Annotated in this window: 18 protein-coding genes and 1 tRNA gene; 7 read left to right on the top strand and 12 right to left on the bottom strand. The window is 67.7% G+C overall.

The window, feature by feature from the left end; genetic code table 11:
• Nucleotides 1-13: 13 nt before the first annotated feature.
• The 5 genes from ACWEF2_RS13735 to ACWEF2_RS13715 all read right to left on the bottom strand — a co-directional run bounded on the left by ACWEF2_RS13735 (nucleotide 14) and on the right by ACWEF2_RS13715 (nucleotide 6918).
• On the bottom strand, nucleotides 14-1522 hold the full coding sequence (locus ACWEF2_RS13735; RefSeq protein WP_453815015.1) for a tripartite tricarboxylate transporter permease: 1509 nt from the start codon (nucleotides 1520-1522) through the stop codon (nucleotides 14-16).
• 13 nt (nucleotides 1523-1535) lie between these two features.
• On the bottom strand, nucleotides 1536-2036 hold the full coding sequence (locus ACWEF2_RS13730; RefSeq protein WP_453815013.1) for a tripartite tricarboxylate transporter TctB family protein: 501 nt from the start codon (nucleotides 2034-2036) through the stop codon (nucleotides 1536-1538).
• Nucleotides 2037-2089: 53 nt separating this feature from the next.
• A complete protein-coding gene (locus tag ACWEF2_RS13725) occupies nucleotides 2090-3631 on the bottom strand; it encodes an amidohydrolase family protein (protein ID WP_453815011.1) in 1542 nt (513 codons plus the stop codon).
• Between the two features lie 37 nt (nucleotides 3632-3668).
• The gene (locus ACWEF2_RS13720; protein ID WP_453815009.1) at nucleotides 3669-5042 is read right to left on the bottom strand and encodes a hypothetical protein; all 1374 of its coding nucleotides are present in this window, start codon (nucleotides 5040-5042) and stop codon (nucleotides 3669-3671) included.
• Between the two features lie 730 nt (nucleotides 5043-5772).
• Complete coding sequence (locus ACWEF2_RS13715) at nucleotides 5773-6918, bottom strand: epoxide hydrolase family protein (protein WP_453815007.1); 1146 nt, start codon at nucleotides 6916-6918, stop codon at nucleotides 5773-5775.
• 63 nt (nucleotides 6919-6981) lie between these two features.
• On the opposite strand from ACWEF2_RS13715, the gene ACWEF2_RS13710 reads away from it, so the two are divergent.
• Complete coding sequence (locus ACWEF2_RS13710) at nucleotides 6982-7935, top strand: helix-turn-helix transcriptional regulator (RefSeq protein WP_453815005.1); 954 nt, start codon at nucleotides 6982-6984, stop codon at nucleotides 7933-7935.
• A gap of 301 nt (nucleotides 7936-8236) precedes the next feature.
• Here ACWEF2_RS13710 and ACWEF2_RS13705 read toward each other — a convergent pair whose 3' ends face one another.
• Complete coding sequence (locus ACWEF2_RS13705; RefSeq protein ID WP_453815003.1) at nucleotides 8237-8467, bottom strand: hypothetical protein; 231 nt, start codon at nucleotides 8465-8467, stop codon at nucleotides 8237-8239.
• 147 nt (nucleotides 8468-8614) lie between these two features.
• On the opposite strand from ACWEF2_RS13705, the gene ACWEF2_RS13700 reads away from it, so the two are divergent.
• Together ACWEF2_RS13700 and ACWEF2_RS13695 are read left to right on the top strand one after the other, a co-directional pair.
• Nucleotides 8615-8902 (top strand): ArsR/SmtB family transcription factor, encoded by a 288-nt coding sequence (locus tag ACWEF2_RS13700; RefSeq protein ID WP_453815274.1) that lies wholly within the window; start codon nucleotides 8615-8617, stop codon nucleotides 8900-8902.
• Nucleotides 8899-9285 carry a VOC family protein gene (locus tag ACWEF2_RS13695; protein WP_453815001.1) on the top strand — a complete coding sequence of 129 codons (387 nt, stop codon included), beginning with the start codon at nucleotides 8899-8901 and terminating at the stop codon, nucleotides 9283-9285. Before ACWEF2_RS13700 ends, ACWEF2_RS13695 begins: the two co-directional genes overlap by 4 nt.
• A 490-nt stretch (nucleotides 9286-9775) precedes the next feature.
• On the opposite strand, the gene ACWEF2_RS13690 is transcribed toward ACWEF2_RS13695, so the two are convergent.
• Nucleotides 9776-10981: an FG-GAP repeat domain-containing protein gene (locus tag ACWEF2_RS13690; RefSeq protein ID WP_453815000.1), complete on the bottom strand. Its 1206-nt coding sequence runs from the start codon at nucleotides 10979-10981 to the stop codon at nucleotides 9776-9778.
• 218 nt (nucleotides 10982-11199) lie between these two features.
• On the opposite strand from ACWEF2_RS13690, the gene ACWEF2_RS13685 reads away from it, so the two are divergent.
• From ACWEF2_RS13685 to ACWEF2_RS13675, 3 genes are read left to right on the top strand one after another with little or no spacing between them, the layout of a single operon-like run.
• Nucleotides 11200-11649, top strand: a complete 450-nt coding sequence (locus ACWEF2_RS13685; protein ID WP_453814998.1) for a tyrosine-type recombinase/integrase — start codon at nucleotides 11200-11202, stop codon at nucleotides 11647-11649.
• On the top strand, nucleotides 11646-12272 hold the full coding sequence (locus tag ACWEF2_RS13680) for a ClpP family protease (RefSeq protein WP_453814996.1): 627 nt from the start codon (nucleotides 11646-11648) through the stop codon (nucleotides 12270-12272). The genes ACWEF2_RS13685 and ACWEF2_RS13680 overlap by 4 nt, the downstream gene beginning before the upstream one ends.
• Nucleotides 12269-12859 carry a ClpP family protease gene (locus ACWEF2_RS13675; RefSeq protein ID WP_453814994.1) on the top strand — a complete coding sequence of 197 codons (591 nt, stop codon included), beginning with the start codon at nucleotides 12269-12271 and terminating at the stop codon, nucleotides 12857-12859. The genes ACWEF2_RS13680 and ACWEF2_RS13675 overlap by 4 nt, the downstream gene beginning before the upstream one ends.
• 27 nt (nucleotides 12860-12886) lie before the next feature.
• On the opposite strand, the gene ACWEF2_RS13670 is transcribed toward ACWEF2_RS13675, so the two are convergent.
• The 4 genes from ACWEF2_RS13670 to ACWEF2_RS13655 all read right to left on the bottom strand — a co-directional run bounded on the left by ACWEF2_RS13670 (nucleotide 12887) and on the right by ACWEF2_RS13655 (nucleotide 15411).
• Nucleotides 12887-13243, bottom strand: coding sequence for a helix-turn-helix domain-containing protein (locus ACWEF2_RS13670; protein WP_453814992.1), 357 nt, complete (start codon nucleotides 13241-13243; stop codon nucleotides 12887-12889).
• Nucleotides 13244-13341: 98 nt separating this feature from the next.
• Nucleotides 13342-13632 (bottom strand): IS3 family transposase, encoded by a 291-nt coding sequence (locus ACWEF2_RS13665; protein WP_453815272.1) that lies wholly within the window; start codon nucleotides 13630-13632, stop codon nucleotides 13342-13344.
• Nucleotides 13633-13763: 131 nt separating this feature from the next.
• A tRNA-Thr gene (locus ACWEF2_RS13660) sits at nucleotides 13764-13840 on the bottom strand.
• A gap of 65 nt (nucleotides 13841-13905) precedes the next feature.
• The gene (locus ACWEF2_RS13655; protein WP_453814990.1) at nucleotides 13906-15411 is read right to left on the bottom strand and encodes an alpha/beta hydrolase; all 1506 of its coding nucleotides are present in this window, start codon (nucleotides 15409-15411) and stop codon (nucleotides 13906-13908) included.
• Between the two features lie 459 nt (nucleotides 15412-15870).
• On the opposite strand from ACWEF2_RS13655, the gene ACWEF2_RS13650 reads away from it, so the two are divergent.
• Nucleotides 15871-16542, top strand: coding sequence for a Crp/Fnr family transcriptional regulator (locus ACWEF2_RS13650; RefSeq protein WP_453814988.1), 672 nt, complete (start codon nucleotides 15871-15873; stop codon nucleotides 16540-16542).
• Between the two features lie 189 nt (nucleotides 16543-16731).
• Here the strand turns inward: ACWEF2_RS13650 and ACWEF2_RS13645 are convergent, their stop codons facing one another.
• Complete coding sequence (locus ACWEF2_RS13645) at nucleotides 16732-17202, bottom strand: hypothetical protein (protein ID WP_453814987.1); 471 nt, start codon at nucleotides 17200-17202, stop codon at nucleotides 16732-16734.
• Nucleotides 17203-17375: the final 173 nt, after the last annotated feature.

Here is a 17375-nt window from a genome sequence, read left to right as displayed (position 1 = left end):
GGACACATGCGGGTCAGAAGTCCTCTTCGAGTGCCGGACGGTCGGACGTGGCTTCGCGCCTGCGAGATCGCAGCCCGGTCCAGAGCAGAATCACCGCGACGGCGAGCAGGCCGAGGGCGAGCGGGCTCTGCCGGAACACCAGCACGCTGCCACCGCCGAGCGACAGGCTCTGCCGGAAGGAGGATTCGATGATCGGCGCGATCACCAGGGCGAGGACCATCGGCGCCAGCGGGATGTGGGCGCGTCGCATGCCGTAACCGAGAAACCCGAAGACGAGCATGACGACGAGATCGAACGGGCGGCTGTTGACCGAGTACACGCCGATGAACGACACGACCAGGATGACCGGAAGGATCACCGCGTACGGCACCGAGACGATGCGCGCCCATATCCTGACCAGTGGAAGGTTCAGCAGGACGAGGATGACGTTGCCGACGAACATGCTGGCGATGAACGGCCAGGCGACATCCGGGTGTTCGGAGAAGATGAGCGGTCCCGGGGTGATGCCGTGCACCAGGAACGCCCCCAGCAGCACGGCGATCGTCGGGGACGTCGGTATGCCCAGGGTGAGCAGCGGAACCAGTCCGCCGCCGACGGCCGAGTTGTTGGCGGCCTCGGGGCTCGCGACGCCTTCGATGGCCCCCTTGCCGAACCGCTCGGGTGATGTGGAGATTCGGCGCTCGACGTCGTAGGCGGTGAACGAGGCGGCCGCGGGGCTGAGCCCGGGCACGAGTCCCAGGAAGAACCCGAGAAGGCTACCCCGGGCGATCGGCCCGGCGGACTGCCGGAGCTCGGCCCGGCTGGGGTAGAGCCGGGCGAGCCGGCCCTCGTAGATGGACGCGGCGCCGGACGCGGAGGCCATCAGGATCTCGCTGATCGCGAAGAGACCGACGACCACCGGGATGAAGTTGACGCCGGCCAGGAGCTCGACGCTGCCGAAGGTGAACCGCCCCTCCCCGGTGACGGGGTCGCTTCCGACCATGGCGATCAGCAGGCCGAGACCGCAGGACAGAAGACCGCGGGCCAGCGACCTACCGGCCAGGTTGACGGCGGCCACCAGGGCGAGGGCGGTCAGAGCGCACAGTTCCAGCGGACCGAAACTCAGCGCGAGGGGCGCGACCAGGGGCGCGAGCACGACGAGCAGGATGATGGAGAGCAGCCCGGCGACGAACGAGCCGATGGCCGCGATCGCGAGCGCGGCGCCGCCACGCCCCTGGCGGGCCATCGCGTAGCCGTCGAGCGCGGTGACCACCGACGACACCTCGCCGGGGACGTTCATGAGGATGGCGGTGGTGGAGCCGCCGTACATCGCACCGTAGTAGATGGCGGCGATCATGATCACCGCGGAGGCCGGCTCCAGGCCGACCGAAAGGGGTACCAGCAGTGCCATGCCCGCCGTGGGACCAAGCCCGGGGAGGACCCCGATGAGCGTCCCGACAAGCGCACCGAGGAAGGCCCAGAGGATGTTCTCCGGTGTCAGGGCGATGGCCAGCCCGTGCAGCAGTTGCCCGAAGGTGTCCATGCCGCGTTCCCGCTCAGAGAATCTCGTCGCCGGGCAGCGGGACGTCGAGGAGCAATCGGAAGGCGACGTGGACGACCACCGCCCCGATCAGGCCGATCAACACCGACTTCGACCAGCGGTAGCCGGCCATGTAGCGGCAGCAGAGCAGAAACGCCACGCCTGACGCGATCGTCAGGCTGACGCTCACCGCGACGACGCAGAAGGCCGTGATGCCCGCGGGCAACGCCAGTCCCGAGGCCCGGGAGGACCCTCGGCGGGGCGACGGCTCACCACCGTCGCCCTCACCGCCGTCGCCCTCACCGGAACCCGCCCCGGACTTCCGGGCGCCCCGCAACGCCGGAGCACCGATGGCCAGGCCCGCCAACGCCACGGCTATGCCGATGACGAGGGGAAAAGCACCCGGACCCACCGCTGTTCCGGTGGTGTTCCGGATCGTGCCGGCCATAACCGCCACGATGCCGCCAAGAACCACGGCTGTGACGCCGACCGCCAGGTCGCGCGATTGAGATGTCATGAGAGTCGCCTCCTCAGGCTCACCCCGTCAGGTGTGGAGTCCCCCGTGGACACTCAGGTGCAGCTGAATGGACCGTACTGGGGACCCCCGTTATGGGGCTGACCGTAATCCCCCCAGTAAGCGTCGACATAAGGGAGGATCTGCCGCAACAGCGCGAGGCGCCGCCCGTCCTCCTCCGAAGGTTCGCCCGCCAGCTGCCGGCGAATCTCCGCTTCGATCTCACCCCTGTCGAGGGTGACGTGGGTTCCGCCCCGGACGACCTCACGGCCGCCGACCACCACGGCGCGTATGTGCGACCTGTCGGCCTTGTAGACCAGGTCGTCGACGACCGTCGGCCCGGTGGGCCCGACGGGGGCGTTCAACCGCTCCCAGTCGAGCAGCAGCAGATCGGCGTACCGGCCCGGCTCAAGCGACCCGATGTCCCCGCTGAACTCGGTGGACATCGCGGCGCCGCCGATCGCCATGTCGAGCAGGACCCCAGGGGTGATCACCTCCCTCTCCGCGCCGGGGGTGTGCTGAAGCCCCTGCACGAGACGCATGTCGGCGAACACGTTCCAGTCGCTGTTCAGCCCGCCTTCGTCCAGTCCCAGGGAGAGCGGCACGCCCCGCTCACGCATGAGGTTGAGCTGAGCGATGCCGCTGCCCATCAACAGGTTCGAGCTGACGCTGGCGCAGACCCGCGTCCCCGTCTCGCTCAGCAGGGCGATGTCGTCGTCGGTCGCCCATACCGCGTGCAGGAGCGTGAGGTCGCGACCGAGCACCCCGAGATCGTGGAGGTGCGCGATGGCGGACGTGCCCGTCCTGGTCCGCGCGTACAGTTTCTGACGCGGCGACTCAAGCAGGTGCATGTTGACGTGCACGCCGTACTCTCCGGCGATGTCCATGATCGAGCGGATGGCGTCGTCCGAGCACCAGTGCAGGTTGTGCGGCGCGAGCGAGATCCGCGCGTACGGGTCGGTGTTCCCGCCGTTCACCTCCCACAGACCGACGAACAGGTCGTCGAGATAAGATCGCAGCGGCACCTCCTGACCGGCGAGGAACTCCCGCATTCCCTCGGCCAGCGGCTCGGGGAGGTGGCCGGAGAACCACTCGTCCCCGTCGTACACCAGCCGGTTCTGATCCCTGAAGTTGAAGGTGAAGTTCACCCGCATCCCGGCATCCCGGTAGGCCGTGAGCACCGTCTCCGCGTCGTCACGCCACCGCTCCCACGGGCCACGCCGTCCGACGTGGAGGTGGTTGACGGTGGTGATCCCGGCACCGAGCATCTCGATCGCGCCGTACAGCGTGTCCTCGTACAGCGCGGGGCCGCGCAGAGTCCGCCGGTGGCTGAACACGCGCTCCAGCGACATGGCACGCGCGCCGAGCCTGATCGGGGCCACCCCCTGATGGTGGTGGCCGTCGACGAAGCCGGGCATGACCAGACAGTCCGGTGCGCCCACCTCCTCCGCCTGCGGAAAACGGTTCCGCAGTTCGGAGAGCGGTGCCACGGCGACGACGCGATCGCCGTCGACGGCGACGCCGCCGTGGTGGACCACCTCGTGCTCGTCATCCAGCAGGCGTCCGGTGATGACGGCCGCACCGTAGTAGATCTTCATGTCTGGTCGACCTCCAGCGGATTCCGCGCCAACCGCCCTACGCCTTGCCCAGTGCGCGCAACGTGTCGCCCGCCGCGTCGAGGTTCCTCAACCAGGTCTCGGAGTAGTTCCGGCTCAGGATCACGCCCTCCGCGCCACCCTCGTAGCTGGCCTCGATCGCGGTACGGACGTCACTCGGTTCGATGGGACGTTCGTCGGCATACGCCTCGACCCCGACGTTGACCCCCGAATAGACCGGGATGCCGGGACAGGCGTCGACGGTCCGGCGGATCTCGTCCCGGATGTAGTCGGCCGAGAAGCCCACCTCGGCCAGCTTGTCGTACTCGGCCTCACGGAGATTGAGGATGCGGTAGAGGAACTGCAGCAGCTCGGGGGCCTCGAAATCGCCCCAGATGCTGGACGTGTGCCGCTCGACATACCGCTTGAACCGCGATCCCGCCGGCGTCTGGTAGACGACCGGCTTGATCCAGTCGGCGCACTCGCTCAGCTCGGACAGGTCGTACTGGGCCTTGAGGAACGGGTCGTAGGTGTTGATGTACTGCCAGAGGTGCATGCCGACTTCGAGATTCGGGTCGATCCACTTCACCAGGCCGTAGATCTCACGGGCGAAGGTCTTGTGAGACCGGGTCCACAGGCTGTCCCAGGCGAGGATCTCGGGGAAGGCGAAGAGGATGCGCATGAAGGTGATGAAGTATCCGTCACGCGGTTTCACCCCCGACTTCGCGCCGTGGACGAAGTTCGCGAGCTCCAGGTATCCCTGGCGTGCCCGCCGCACGTCGATGCCCTCGCGGTGCCCGATCTCCTCGCAGTAGCGGCAGAAACAGCTCGGCTGGTCGGCGTCGAGCGTGTTGCCGAGGGGGCCTCGACGTTCGATCCCCCACAGGACGCCGTCGATGTCATGGCTCTTGCACCAGTCCTCGACCACGGCGTGCATGAAGGCGCGGTATCCGGGATTGTTGAGGCACGGGCGCGAGGCCTTCCGGCCAACGTGATCGATCTCGATGAGCCCCCTGAACCCGGGTACCGAGACGGGGGTGGGGAATGTCCGGTACCGCTCGCAGTAGTACGGATAGACCTTCAACCCCCGCTTCCGGGCCTCGGGGATGACGTCGGCCAGGATGTCGAACCCCTGCACCTCCTTCTCCGGCGCCTGGAAGTCGCGGATCGGGCTGTCGCCGTAGAGCTCCAGATTGGGTTTGAAGTAGCCTCCGCCTTCGAAGTCATCGGGCTCCTGGCCGCCGTGGTCGGGGAACCCCGTGTGCGCACGCCCCGCCGTTCCCCGCAGCCATGACATGGCGGAGAGCAGGATGGCGTTGGCGCCCCCTCGCTCCTGAACGGAGTCGAGGACCTGCGGGACACCCTCGTCTGTGAACGACACGGCGCCGATCTGCATGCCGACGAAAGAAGACACGTCACCCTCCAGATTCTCGGAACTGCTTGAGTGATGCCGTGATGCTAATTGGGACACTGTCCCAAAGTCAACGGTCCCGTCGGCGTGACACCACATGGCCCAAGGGACCGGAAAACCGGCTTCACCTACCCGACCTGCGGATGTTCGCCGACCAGGCCGCCCGGAACCTTCCTGCGCGCGAGCCGGACGCGACCGTCGAGGCGAGGGCGGGAACGGATTCCGGCCGGGTCCACAGCCCTTGGCGGACACGGGAGACCACACCCGCCACACCACCCGGCCCCTCGGAACAGACCGGAGAGGCGGCTCGCGATCGACGATCCCGGCCGGCGACGGCCTCCCTCGACCGACGCCGGCGTCTCACACTCGGCCCGGGTCTGAAACCACCCGCCGGGCGACACCGACACGGTCGGTCGAGCGCTCGACATTCTGGACACCGGCATCGGGAACAACGGTGGATCCGCGGCACCGTCCGAGTAATCGAGAGCGAGCCCTGCCTCGTTATCACCCTGAGTCCCAGAAAATGCGCCATTATGCCCATATGCCCCAAAGGCGCCACGCCCGTCCGCGCCCCGGACGGCAGGCGCGGGGGCACGATCCCCGGCGTAGGGCATCTCCTTGACCCGGTTCAGCGCCAGGTCCACGGCTGCCATGGCGATCACAGCCGAGGAAAGCCTCCGCTCCTGAGGCGCCTCAGGCGAGCCTGATCAGAGCCGCCCCACGGAGCCCGTGGTCAGCGGACCTTCCGGAAGAACGCCCTGACGTCGTCGACCAGCAGGTCGGGGGCCTCCATGGCGGCGAAGTGACCACCCCGGTCGAACTCCGACCAGTGGATCACGTTGTGCTCACGCTCGGCGACACGCCGGACCCCGCCGTCGCCGGGGAAGACCGCGACCCCGTGCGGGACCTCCGAGCGCTCGACCGGCATCCCCCACTGTGCCGAGCCCTCCTTGTAGAGCCGGGCGGACGAGGCGGCGGTGCGGGTCAGCCAGTAGACCGTCACATCGGTGAGCATCTGGTCACGGTCGACCGCGTCCTCGGGCAGGTCGTGCGCGGGGTCGGTCCACTCCTTGAACTTCTCCACGATCCAGGCCAGCTGGGCGGCGGGAGAGTCGTGCAGGCCGAAGGCGACGGTCTGCGGCCGGGTGGCCTGGATGACCGCGTAGCCGGAGCGGTCATCCTCGGCGTAGATCCGCATACGGGCCTGCTCGGTCTCGGTGAGGCCCTCCATCTCGGCCGGGTCGAAGGTCGGGAAGCCGAGCGCGCCGTTGACGTGCACGCCGACCACCCGGTCGGGGGCGACGCGGCCGAGCTCGGGGGAGACGACCGAGCCGCTGTCGCCGCCCTGAGCGCCGTAGCGCTCGTAGCCGAGGCGGCTCATCAGCTCGGCCCACGCGCGGGCGACCCGGCGCAGGTCCCAGCCGGTCTCACGGGTGGGGCCGGAGAAACCGAAGCCGGGGATGGAGGGGGCGACGACGTGGAAGGCGTCGGCGGGGTCGCCGCCGTGGGCGCGGGGGTCGGTGAGCGGGCCGATGACCTTCATGAACTCGACGATCGAGCCGGGCCAGCCGTGGGTGAGGACCAGTGGCAGCGCGTCCGGCTCGGGGGACCGTACGTGCAGGAAGTGGATGTTCTGGCCGTCGATCTCGGTGGTGAACTGCGGGTACTCGTTGAGCGCCGCCTCGTGCCCTCGCCAGTCGTATCCGCTGCGCCAGTACTCGGCCAGCCGCCGCACGTACGAGACCGGGATGCCGTACGACCAGCCGACGCCGGGCAGCTCGTCGGGCCAGAGGGTGCGCGCCAGCCGATCGTGCAGGTCATCGAGCATGGACTGCGGGATATCGATGCGGAACGGGCTGATCTCGGTGGTGAACGTCATGGAGAACACGCTAGGGACGGGTTAGGACAGGAGCGGTCCTAGGAGTAGGGCAATCTGGGGAACATGGTGGAGACATCGGCCCGGTTGCTCAGACTGCTCTCGCTCCTGCAGACCCACCGGGAGTGGTCGGGCGTGGAACTGGCGGAGCGGCTCGGCGTGACCACGCGGACCGTCCGCCGCGACGTCGGACGGCTGCGTGAGCTCGGCTATCCCGTGCACGCCACCGCGGGCGCGCCCGGCTACCGGCTCGGCGCGGGCACGGACCTGCCTCCGCTCCTGCTGGACGACGACGAGGCGGTGGCGGTCGCGGTGGGGCTGCGGACGGCGGCCTGGGGCTCGGTGTCGGGGATCGAGGAGACCTCCGTGCGGGCGCTGGCCAAGCTGGAGCGGGTGCTGCCGTCCCGGCTCCGGCATCACGTGCACGCGCTGCAGTCGATGACCGTGCCGATGGGACGGGCGGGTTCGGCGGTGGACCCGGCGACCCTGACCGCGATCGCCTCCGCCTGCCGCGACCATGAGACCCTGCGGTTCGACTACCGGACACACGACCGGCAGGAGAGCGTCCGCGCCGCCGAGCCCTACCGGCTCGTCCATTCGGGGCGGCACTGGTACCTGCTGGGCTGGGACACCGGCCGGGCCGGCTGGCGCACCTATCGGATCGACCGACTGAGCCTGCGGACGCCGAACGGACCGCGGTTCGTCCCCCGTGACCCGCCCGACTCCGACCTGGCGGCCTACATGTCCCGGTCGATCTCCAGCGCGCCTTATCGGTACCGGGGCCGCTTCACGATGCACGCTCCGGCCGAGGTCGTCGCCGAGCACATGCCGGCCACGGTGGGGACGATCGAGCCGATCGACGAGCGATCCTGCACACTGTCCAGCGGCGCGAACGACCTTGACGAACTCGCCGTCTGGATCGCGCTGATGGACATCGACTTCGAAGTGCACGAACCGCCCGAGCTCGTCGACCGCATCCGCGTTCTCTCCATCCGCCTCGCCACCGCCACACCCGCCTAATCCGACTCCGCGCCGGCGCGCAGGGCCTTGAGTGTGCCTTGAGTGTCCGGTGGGGGTGGTCGGCTGTCAGGCTCCGCGACCTACGGCACATCCACGCGACCACGCTGCTCCTGGCCGGCGTCCCCGTCCACGTGGTCGCATCCCGGCTCGGCCTCGATATCGCCTCGTCTCCGAACCTTCCTTCACGGAAACGCACACCGGCATGGGCCGACGCCCGTGGAGTGGATCGAACGGACCGCCCGTTCCGTTGATCATGCCGGGATCGAGATCGGTGCTCCCACTGAAACCGCTGAGGCGATGATCACCTTCGAGCAGCGATACGGCGACCTGCGGTGCCCTGCTCTGGGACCCAACGAGATGGAGTACGGGCTGGATGGCGGCGCCACCGGACGGTGATCTCGAACAGGCCGATGTCGGACTTACCGATGCCTTCGAGCCCTGAGGGCGCGTAGGCGTCGACGACCTCGGCCGGTCCCGTCTGCCGGATCTCGCCGAGCTGACTGTCCGCCGCCCCGCTGGTGACGACGGCCACTTTCCACCCGGCCGCGCGAGACCGCCAGTTCTTCCATCACCTGGGCCGACAGTGGACGAGGTACGGCATCCGCCTCCACAGCTCGTCAACCGGATCGGGCAGGGCGTCACATTGACAGGCAAGTATCGACTTGCCTATTATCCCCGCATGGGCGATGTCTTCAAAGCCCTTGCCGATCCCACCCGGCGGACCATTCTCGACGAGCTGACCGAGCGCGACGGCCAGACCCTGTTCGAGATCTGTGTCCGCCTGACGAGTCGACATCAGCTGAGCCTGACCCGGCAGGCCGTATCCCAGCATCTGGCGACGCTGGAGGAGGCCGGGCTGATCACGACGCGCAAGCAGGGGCGATACAAGTTCCACCACCTCGACACCACTCCCCTGACCACCATCTTCGAGCGGTGGCCAATCACCAGGAAAGGGCAAGCGCCGTGAAGATCTACGTCACCAGCGTGTTCGTGGACGACCAGCAGAAGGCCCTCGACTTCTACACCGAGGTGCTCGGCTTCACCAAGAAGCACGACATCCCGCTGGGCGAGGCCCGGTGGCTGACGGTCGTCTCACCGGAGGACCCCGAGGGTACGGAGCTGCTGCTGGAGCCGGACGGGCACCCCGCGGTCAAGCCGTACAAGGAGGCGCTGGTCGCCGACGGCATTCCGGCCACCTCGTTCCAGGTCGCGGACGTGCGGGCGGAGTGCGAGCGGCTGCGCGGCCTGGGGGTGACGTTCACGCAGGAGCCGATGGAGGCGGGGCCGGTGACCATGGCGGTCTTCGACGACACCTGCGGGAACCTGATCCAGGTCGTGACCCTGGCCTAGGAGTGCTCTGTCGTGATCGGGCGAGGCCGACGGCGTTGATCGTCTCAAAACATGGTCAGCATGACGAGCTCAACGATCAACCGTCACCCCTTACTCGGCAAACACGAGCAACGGCCGACTTCAGTGAGCAGCGCAGACCTGACCGGATGATGAGCTTCCCCGGAACCGATGCGCGAAGAAGGCCCTACGGTCACGAGCACGCCCGTTAGCCATCCGGAGGTCGCCTCCATGACTTCGGGCGATGACGACACCGAGATCGAAAAGGCCCTCCGGGATCATCCTGGAGGGCCTTTGACCTGCGGAGCCGCCTTGGGGAATCGAACCCCAGACCCCTTCGTCACAAGTCAACGGCGGATGCCAGGCTGGAGGACTCCCGCCCCGGTCAGGCGGTAGACGCGGTGCGGTGGGATGTGATCGCGTAAGGCGGTGTCGCTGTACGCAATCGCTGTGCACCACCTCTGTGGACGTAACCACCCGGGGTTTCGGCCGCCTACCAGGCGCCACTGGCGAAGCTGCTCTCGTCCCGCCGGCCATCTGTTGCCCACCACAGCGACACGGGGGACGGCGTCCAGTACGACGTGAAGGCCAGCAGCAACTCGTCCCTTCCGTCGTCGTCGTAGTCCGCCGCCCCCCGGGGGAAGGCCGCGCGCTGCTCGTCGCTCAGTTTGTGGCCGTCCGGCCCGATGGCCGGTGCGGATCGGCGGATCACTTCCCCGCCACGTCGCAGTCCCTCCCGTGCGCCGCGGAGAATCTCGACACCCGCAGGCCCTCGGCCGATCGCGAGATCGTCGCGCCCGTCACCGTCGTAGTCTCCCGCCGCCATCGCGCGGGCCGGGCCAATGTGTCTGAGCACCTGTGGACCGCGCCCGGCCGCGCCGAAGTAGACCGTCATCACCCGGTCGACCCCCGGAGGTTCGGTCTCGTAGCCGGGCTCGTCGTTACGGCTGCCGTCATCGGCGACCACGACATCACTTCGGTCGTCGCCGTCGAAGTCTCCGAACGTGGCGGCATTGCCCTCGTTCAGCTTGCGGGCCTGGGAGGACAGCCCGACGGATCCGCCCTTGAGCAGCCACGACGGCGCCTGCTCGCCGTCATCGGTCAGGTACACGAGCAGGTCGGTGGCGTGGCCGCCGTTCATTCTGCCTGCGACCAGCCGCCCGGACTCACCGCTGGTCGGTGAGGGCTGGATGGTGTGACGGCGTGGGGCACCATCTCGGGTGAAGGGCCCGTACAACACAGCAAGGTCGCCCCTGGACCGCTCCTGGCTCGGCACCGACATCACCAGGTCCGCGATGCCGTCGCCGTTGAAGTCCCCCGACACCGTCGGGTGGAAGAAGTCGTCCAGGGTGACCGGCACCCGGACGGGGGTTGGCCGCGCCGCAGGGTTCACCCCTTTCGGGCCGCCCCATAAGAGGTACGGCCGGCTATGCGTCGCCCTGTCGAAAACCACTACGTCGGCGAAGCCGTCGCCATCCAGGTCGCCGGTCCCCGTTCTCTCGTCGAAGGCCAAGCCCGTACCAGTCATAACCGTGCGGGTAGCGGGGTTGAGCCCGTCCGCCGAGCCGTACACGATCACGAGATCGGTCTGCTCGTCACCGCGACGATCCTCGAAAACGAGGTCCGCGAAGCCGTCGCCGTTGACGTCGTCGGGATTGTGGCTGCCTTTGCCCGTGCGCGGCGGAGTCGGTGACGGCATCGGCATCTGCTTCGGCGGTGGAGTCGGTGACGGCATCGCCTCCGGGGACGACGGTGACACGGAAGGTAACGCGGTCGGGGATGGGCCCGGACCTCGCTCGGCGCCGCATGCACCGAGCAGCAGCGTGATCAGGACTGTCATCGCAGCCCTACTCCCGAGCTTCATCGCGCTCCCTTCATAGCCGGGTTCAATGTGGATCGAAACTACCTTCGCGGACCGTGGCCGAGGCCGGAGCGCACAACAAGGAACTCCTTCAGGCGCGGGAGGAGTGGACCGAACACGGGCTGATCTTCCCCGCGGCTTTCGGCAATCCGTCCGCCCCGGACACCTTCTCGCACCTGTTCTCCAAGCTGGACAGGAAAGCGGGGCTTGGGCACTGGCACCCGCACGGGCTCCGGCATTCGGGGGCCTCGCTCATGCTCGCCCAGGGGACCCCGTTGCACGTCGTCCTCGATGTTCTCGGGCACGCGAGCATCGCGTACCAAGGACGTGTACGGGCACTCATGGAGGGCGACAAGCGAGCGGCGACGGAGACCACTTCCGTGGACGCAATCGACCGCAATGCTACGAACCGGGCCGGAAACCGAGTTCCCTCTGCTCAGAGCAGATCTGCCCCAAGCGGATCGTGTCGACGCCGGTCCAAATCGCCTCACATGATGGACGCATGAGCGAAGAATCGAATCTTCCACTGTTCAACGCACAGGTAAGGCGCGAGCTCTACGAGCAGCGTGTTCTCGTTCTCGACGGCCCTCTCGACGATGACAACGGGACACTGCTGACCACGCAACTGATAGCACTCGCCGCGCAGGACGCGTCAACGGATATCGCATTGTGGATTCACTCCCCAGGCGGGTCGGTTCCCTCGATGCTTGCGATCCGCGACATCATTCGACTCATTCCCTGTGACGTATCGACCCTCGTGCTGGGCATTGCTTACAGCGCCGGGCAATTCTTGCTGTCATCGGGGGCCCGAGGGAAACGCCGCGCCCTGCCGCACGCACGTGTCCTGATGCACCAGGGCTCGGCGGGAATCGGTGGCACCGCAGTCGACATCGAACTGCAGGCCGGCGACCTTCGGCATACTCGCGACACGGTGCTCGGTCTTATCGCCGAGGACACGGGGCAGCCCGTCGAGCGCATATTCGAGGATTCTCTGCACGATCGTTGGTACACAGCGCAACAGGCACTGGACTACGGCTTCATAGATGTAATCGTGCAAAATTTCAACGAAATCGCGCCGCACAATCGCCCACGGCTCGGATTCGGCGTCACCGAAGGAGTCGGCCAGTGACCACATATACGATCCCGAACGTCATCGCTCAGAATTCTCGTGGCGAGCGAATCATGGATGTCTACTCACACCTGCTCACCGAGCGAATCGTCTATCTGGGCACCGCAATCGACGCGGGCGTCGCGAACGCGCTCATCGCGCAGCTGATTTTTCTAGAGTCGGACAACCCCGATGCCGACATACAGTTCTATATCAACTGCGAAGGCGGCGATCCGAGCGCGATGCTCGCGATATACGACACCATGCACTATATCCGCCCGCAGGTTTCAACAACCTGCGTTGGACAGGCCGTCGCGGTGGGCGCCGTCCTTCTCGCCGCGGGTGCCGAAGGAAAACGTGCCGCTCTCCCGCACGCACGAGTAATCCTGCACCAACCAGCCGCTCAGGGGCGCGGAACGATCCCCGATCTCATCTTGCAAGCCGACGAGGTCGTCCGTGTCCGAGCAGACATCGAGCGCATACTGTCACGGCACACCGGCCAGACGATCGAGACCCTCCGCGCCGACACCGATCACGATCGCGTGTTCACCGCGACCGCGGCCCTGGAATACGGGCTCCTCGATCAGATCATCGAGGAGCGTTCATAGGCCAGTGGATAGTCCCGGCACGTCACGCTACGCGGCCAGAACATACGCCGCCGAGCAGGTAGCGCCTCTCGACATGCCGCCCTGAGCAGACCGCAAGCTCTCGGCGACGGCAAGGGTCAGATCGACCAGGGTCACATCCAGCGCGCCGGCGACCGCAGCGATCATTTCGCTCGACGGCTCTTTGACGCCTCGTTCCATCTCGGACAGATACTGCGGCGAGACTCCGGCGCGACGTGCCGTCTCGCTCAACTTCTCGCCCCGCTCGTGACGAAGGCCTCTGAGACACTCACCGAGCGCGTGCCGCCACAGCGGCTCGCGAGCCGGAGACGGCTTGGAGTTGGTCCGATCGATCGCTGGACGTGGCGGCGGGACAGAAGAGGCCATGCCTCACCTTAAGGAGATGGCGCGTTCGCGTTCAGCCGGATCCGCGCAGAGCGGAACCATCCCGTCCCCTTCGGTCTGTCCCACAGCGAATCGCGCGCTCACCGAGTGGTCGCCGTAGCGGAGATCATTCGGTGATGCCGGTGACCGGTCACATGAGCAGGGCGCCGCACACGGGCCACCAGACCGAGCGCGGCCATCCGGGCCGCCACCGTGTTCACCGACACCCACCACCCGTGCCCGCGCGGATCACAAACGATGCGCGGGGACCCGTAGGTACCGCCGGACGCGTCGAAGACAGCGATGATCGCCGCATCCAACCTGTCACGTCGTCGTCGGCGTATGCCCGGCCGACGATCACGCCACTTGGAGAGCCAGGACTGTGAGACCACGAGAATCCGGCAGGACAGCGTGCGGGAAACGTCCTGCCCGGCCTGACGGCGCCGTTCAAGGGCGTTGCCGTATTTCACTGCTATACAAGATCAGCAAAGGCCCTCCGGATCATCCCGGAGGGCCTCTGAGCTGGAGCCGCCTTGGGGAATCGAACCCCAGACCCCTTCATTACGAGTGAAGTGCTCTGGCCGACTGAGCTAAGGCGGCGTGCCGTGTGTTACGCACGACCTACGGTAGTCTACAGGCTTCCCGGGGCTTCCCGCGCCCCCGAATCAGGCGATCTTCGGGCAGCGGGTGCCGTTCTCGGGGGCCTTCAGATCGATCAGGTAGTCGTCGACCAGGCGGTCCACGCACGTCGAGCCGGTCCGGTAGGCGGTGTGGCCGTCGCCGTCGAAGTCCACCAGCACACCTGAGGAGAGCTGGGTGGCCAGGGCCTTGGCCCAGGCGTACGGCGTGGCCGGGTCGCGTTCGGTTCCGACGACCATGATGGGGGCGGCTCCGGGGGCGTCGATCTTCTCCGGCGCCCCTCCCTTGACCGGCCAGTAGGCGCAGGGCAGTGATCCCCACATAAGGTACGGGGCGAACAGCGGTGCCTCGGCGGCGGATTCGCGGGCCGCGGCGGCGAAGGCCGAGGAGGTCTGGGGGAAGTCGCCGTCGGCGCAGTTGACGGCCATGTTGGCCTCGGTCTGGTTGGAGTACGTGCCGTCCTGGTGCCGGTCGATCAGCAGGTCGGCCAGGCGCAGGAGTGTGGTCCCCTCGCCCTCCAGCGCCTTGCCGAGCGCCTGGCGCAGGACCGGCCAGGACCGGCGGTCGTACAGGGGTGTGACCAGGCCGAAGACGGCCCATGCCTCGCTGACCTGGCGACCGTCGCCGGTCCTGCCGGTGAGAGGCCGCTGGTCCGCCCTGCGGAGCAGGCTCGTGATCTCGTCGCGGGCGGACTTCACCGAGCCGTGGAAGGGGCAGTCGGCGGCTGTGAAACAGTTCTCCAGAAACGCGTCGAGGGCCACTTCGAAGCCTCTGGCCTGGGTGGCGTTCAGTTCCAGCGGGGGAAGCGAGGGGTCCACCGCGCCGTCGAGGACGAGGGCCCGGACGCGGTCGGGGAACAGGTCGGCGTAGACGGCGCCGAGTTGCGTGCCGTACGACTTGCCAAGATAGGTGAGACGTTCGTCGCCGAGGGCCGCGCGGAGCAGGTCCATGTCCCGGGCCGCGTCGGCGGTGCCGACGTGCGCCAGGAGCTTGCCGGAGCGGGCCTGGCATCCGGCGGCGAACCGGCGCGCGCCCTCCTCCAGCGCGGTGATCTCGGCCGGGGAGTCGGGCGAGGTGTCCAGGCCAATGTAGGCGTCCAGTTCGCGCGGCGACAGGCACCGGACGGGTGAGGATTCGCCGACTCCGCGCGGGTCGAACCCCACCACGTCGAAACGGGCCCGCACCTCCTCGCTCAGTACCGTGCGCGCGCTGCGGGCGTATCCGATCCCGGAGGCGCCGGGTCCGCCGGGGTTGAGGAGGATCGAACCGATCCGGTCGCCGGTGGCCGGGAGCCGGATCACCCCGATCTTGATCCGCTCGCCGCCTGGTTTGCCGTGGTCGAGGGGGACCGCGAGCTTCGCGCACTCGAAACCGTCGCCGCAGTCGGTCCAGGCGAGCGCTTTCTCCGACGTTCCCGCTCCGGGCTCGGCGGTTCGGGACTCGGCGGCTCCGGCGTCGGTTCCGACTCCGGAGCAGGCTGTGAGGGGCAGCAGCAGCGCCGCGAGAGCGGCGACCGTACGGGAGAGTCTCACGCCTTGTCCGCTCCAGCTCTGTAGGTCGGGTCACCCGGGCGGCGCGGCCCGGGAGCCGGGACGCGCGGGGTGACCGGCGGGTCTCGCACCGGTGGCACCGGTGGCATCGTACGCCCGGGAGGGCGCCGCCGGGATCGGCGAGACCGACCGGGAGGGGAATCGAGAAAGCAGCGGGAGAGGTGGTGGGGCCAACCGGGAGGGGAACCGTGAATACAGCGGGAAAAGCGGTGAGAACACTCGGGCAGGGGTGAAGGCAGCCGGAGGGGAGTTGTGAGGACAGCGGGAAAATCGCCCCCACAAAGAAGACGATCCCCGATGCTGGAGGTTGTCCTCCGCCGCATCCCCCAGGAACATGACGATCAGTGCGCGGAGCAGATATTCACCATCAAACAAGGAGGTCTCGTGTCTAAATCAGCGTTCCGCCACGAGTCCGGGCACTCTTGGCCCGCGGGAACCCTCATGTCCGCCCTTGACGAGCGCGCGCGGGGAGAGATCCTCAGCCTGGGGAAGCCACAGTCCCACAAGCCGGGGGCGACGCTGATCCGGCAGGGCGACCTTCAACGTGACCATGTCCTCCTGCTCCGTTCCGCCCGGCCGGGGCTGTCCGCCTGCGCCAAGGTCACGGCGATCCTCGACAACGGCGTCGAGGTGTTGCTCGGCGTGAGGGTGAGCGGTGATCTGGTGGGCGAGATGGCGGTGCTCCGGGGGATGGGCCGCTCGGCGACGGTCACGGCGTGCACGTCCATGCTGGCCTTCCGAATACCCGCGACCGCTTTCATCACCTATCTCAACGAGCATCCGCAGTCGTGGTCCGCGCTGGCCTCCATGATCGTGCAAAGGCTGGACTGGGCCAACCAGCGCAGGCTCGACTTCGCCGCCTTCGACGTCCCGGTACGGCTGGTGCGCGTCCTCAGCGAACTGGCCGCACGGCACGGGTTCGCGGTCGAGGGCGGGACGGCTCTCGGTGTCCGCCTGTCGCAACCGGAGCTGGGACGGCTGATCGGCGCGAAGGAGGCCGCGGTGGGCAAGGCGGTCCGGCTGCTCAAGGAGAACGGGTTGCTGAAGATCAGCTACCGACAGGTGATCATCACGGACCTGGAGAGGCTCCGCGTCTTCGACTCCGAGGGCTGAACCCGTTCGTCCCAGGAGCCCTCGGAGGCCCCCGAGAACCGGCGAGAACCCACGGGGGCTGACGGGACACGGGAGCCGAGCCGACGAGAACCCACGGAAGTCGAACTCATTCGTCCCCGAGGGGTGAGTTCATCGGAAAAGGGGCGAAGCACCATGAGCCTGAGCGGCCGTCCGTCCCGAGGGCCGAACTCACCGCCACACCGCGACGAGCGTCGTCCAGCAGACCGCGGCCCCGAGCATCAGCCCGGTCCAGGGCACGGACCTGGACACATGGCGATACTTGCGTTCGGCGATCTGAGCGAGGAGCCGGGCCATCGCCCACGCCTCCGTGATCCTGACCGGAAGGTCCTCGGTGGCCGGCGACGGCACGTGGCACCCGATCCCGGTGATGCTGTATCTGCTCTGTACGGCCGGCGACCGCAGGATGGGCCGGATGGCCTGCAGCATGTGATAGCCGGAGACCGCGAAGCCCAGCAGGAAGAGGCTCAGCAGGGCGAATCCGACCACGGCCCCGATCTGGCCGAGCCTGGCGCCCGCCGACGCCTGGGTGGCGACGATCGCGGCGGCTCCCGCGTGTAACACGACGAGGACGCCCGCCTTCGCGTCGGCGTGCTGGATGCATCCCTGGAAAGAGGCCGCTACCGCGAGCGCGTCATCCAAGTCCTGATTCGTTGGCTTATGAGGCTTTTGCCGGACCCAACGTAACATTTTCCCCCTCGCCTTTCGGAACCACCTCCAGGGAAGGGCGCGAGCCGTGATACGAGTATGGATTAATACACCTTGAACTCTATCTTCGGTATTTGGCAGGACCACATCCCGTATCAGTAGGGGAT

This window comes from Streptosporangium sp. NPDC004631 (genome assembly GCF_053601935.1).
The sequence above is the reverse complement of the archived record's forward strand: the minus strand, read 5'-3'. Positions and strand labels throughout refer to the sequence as shown.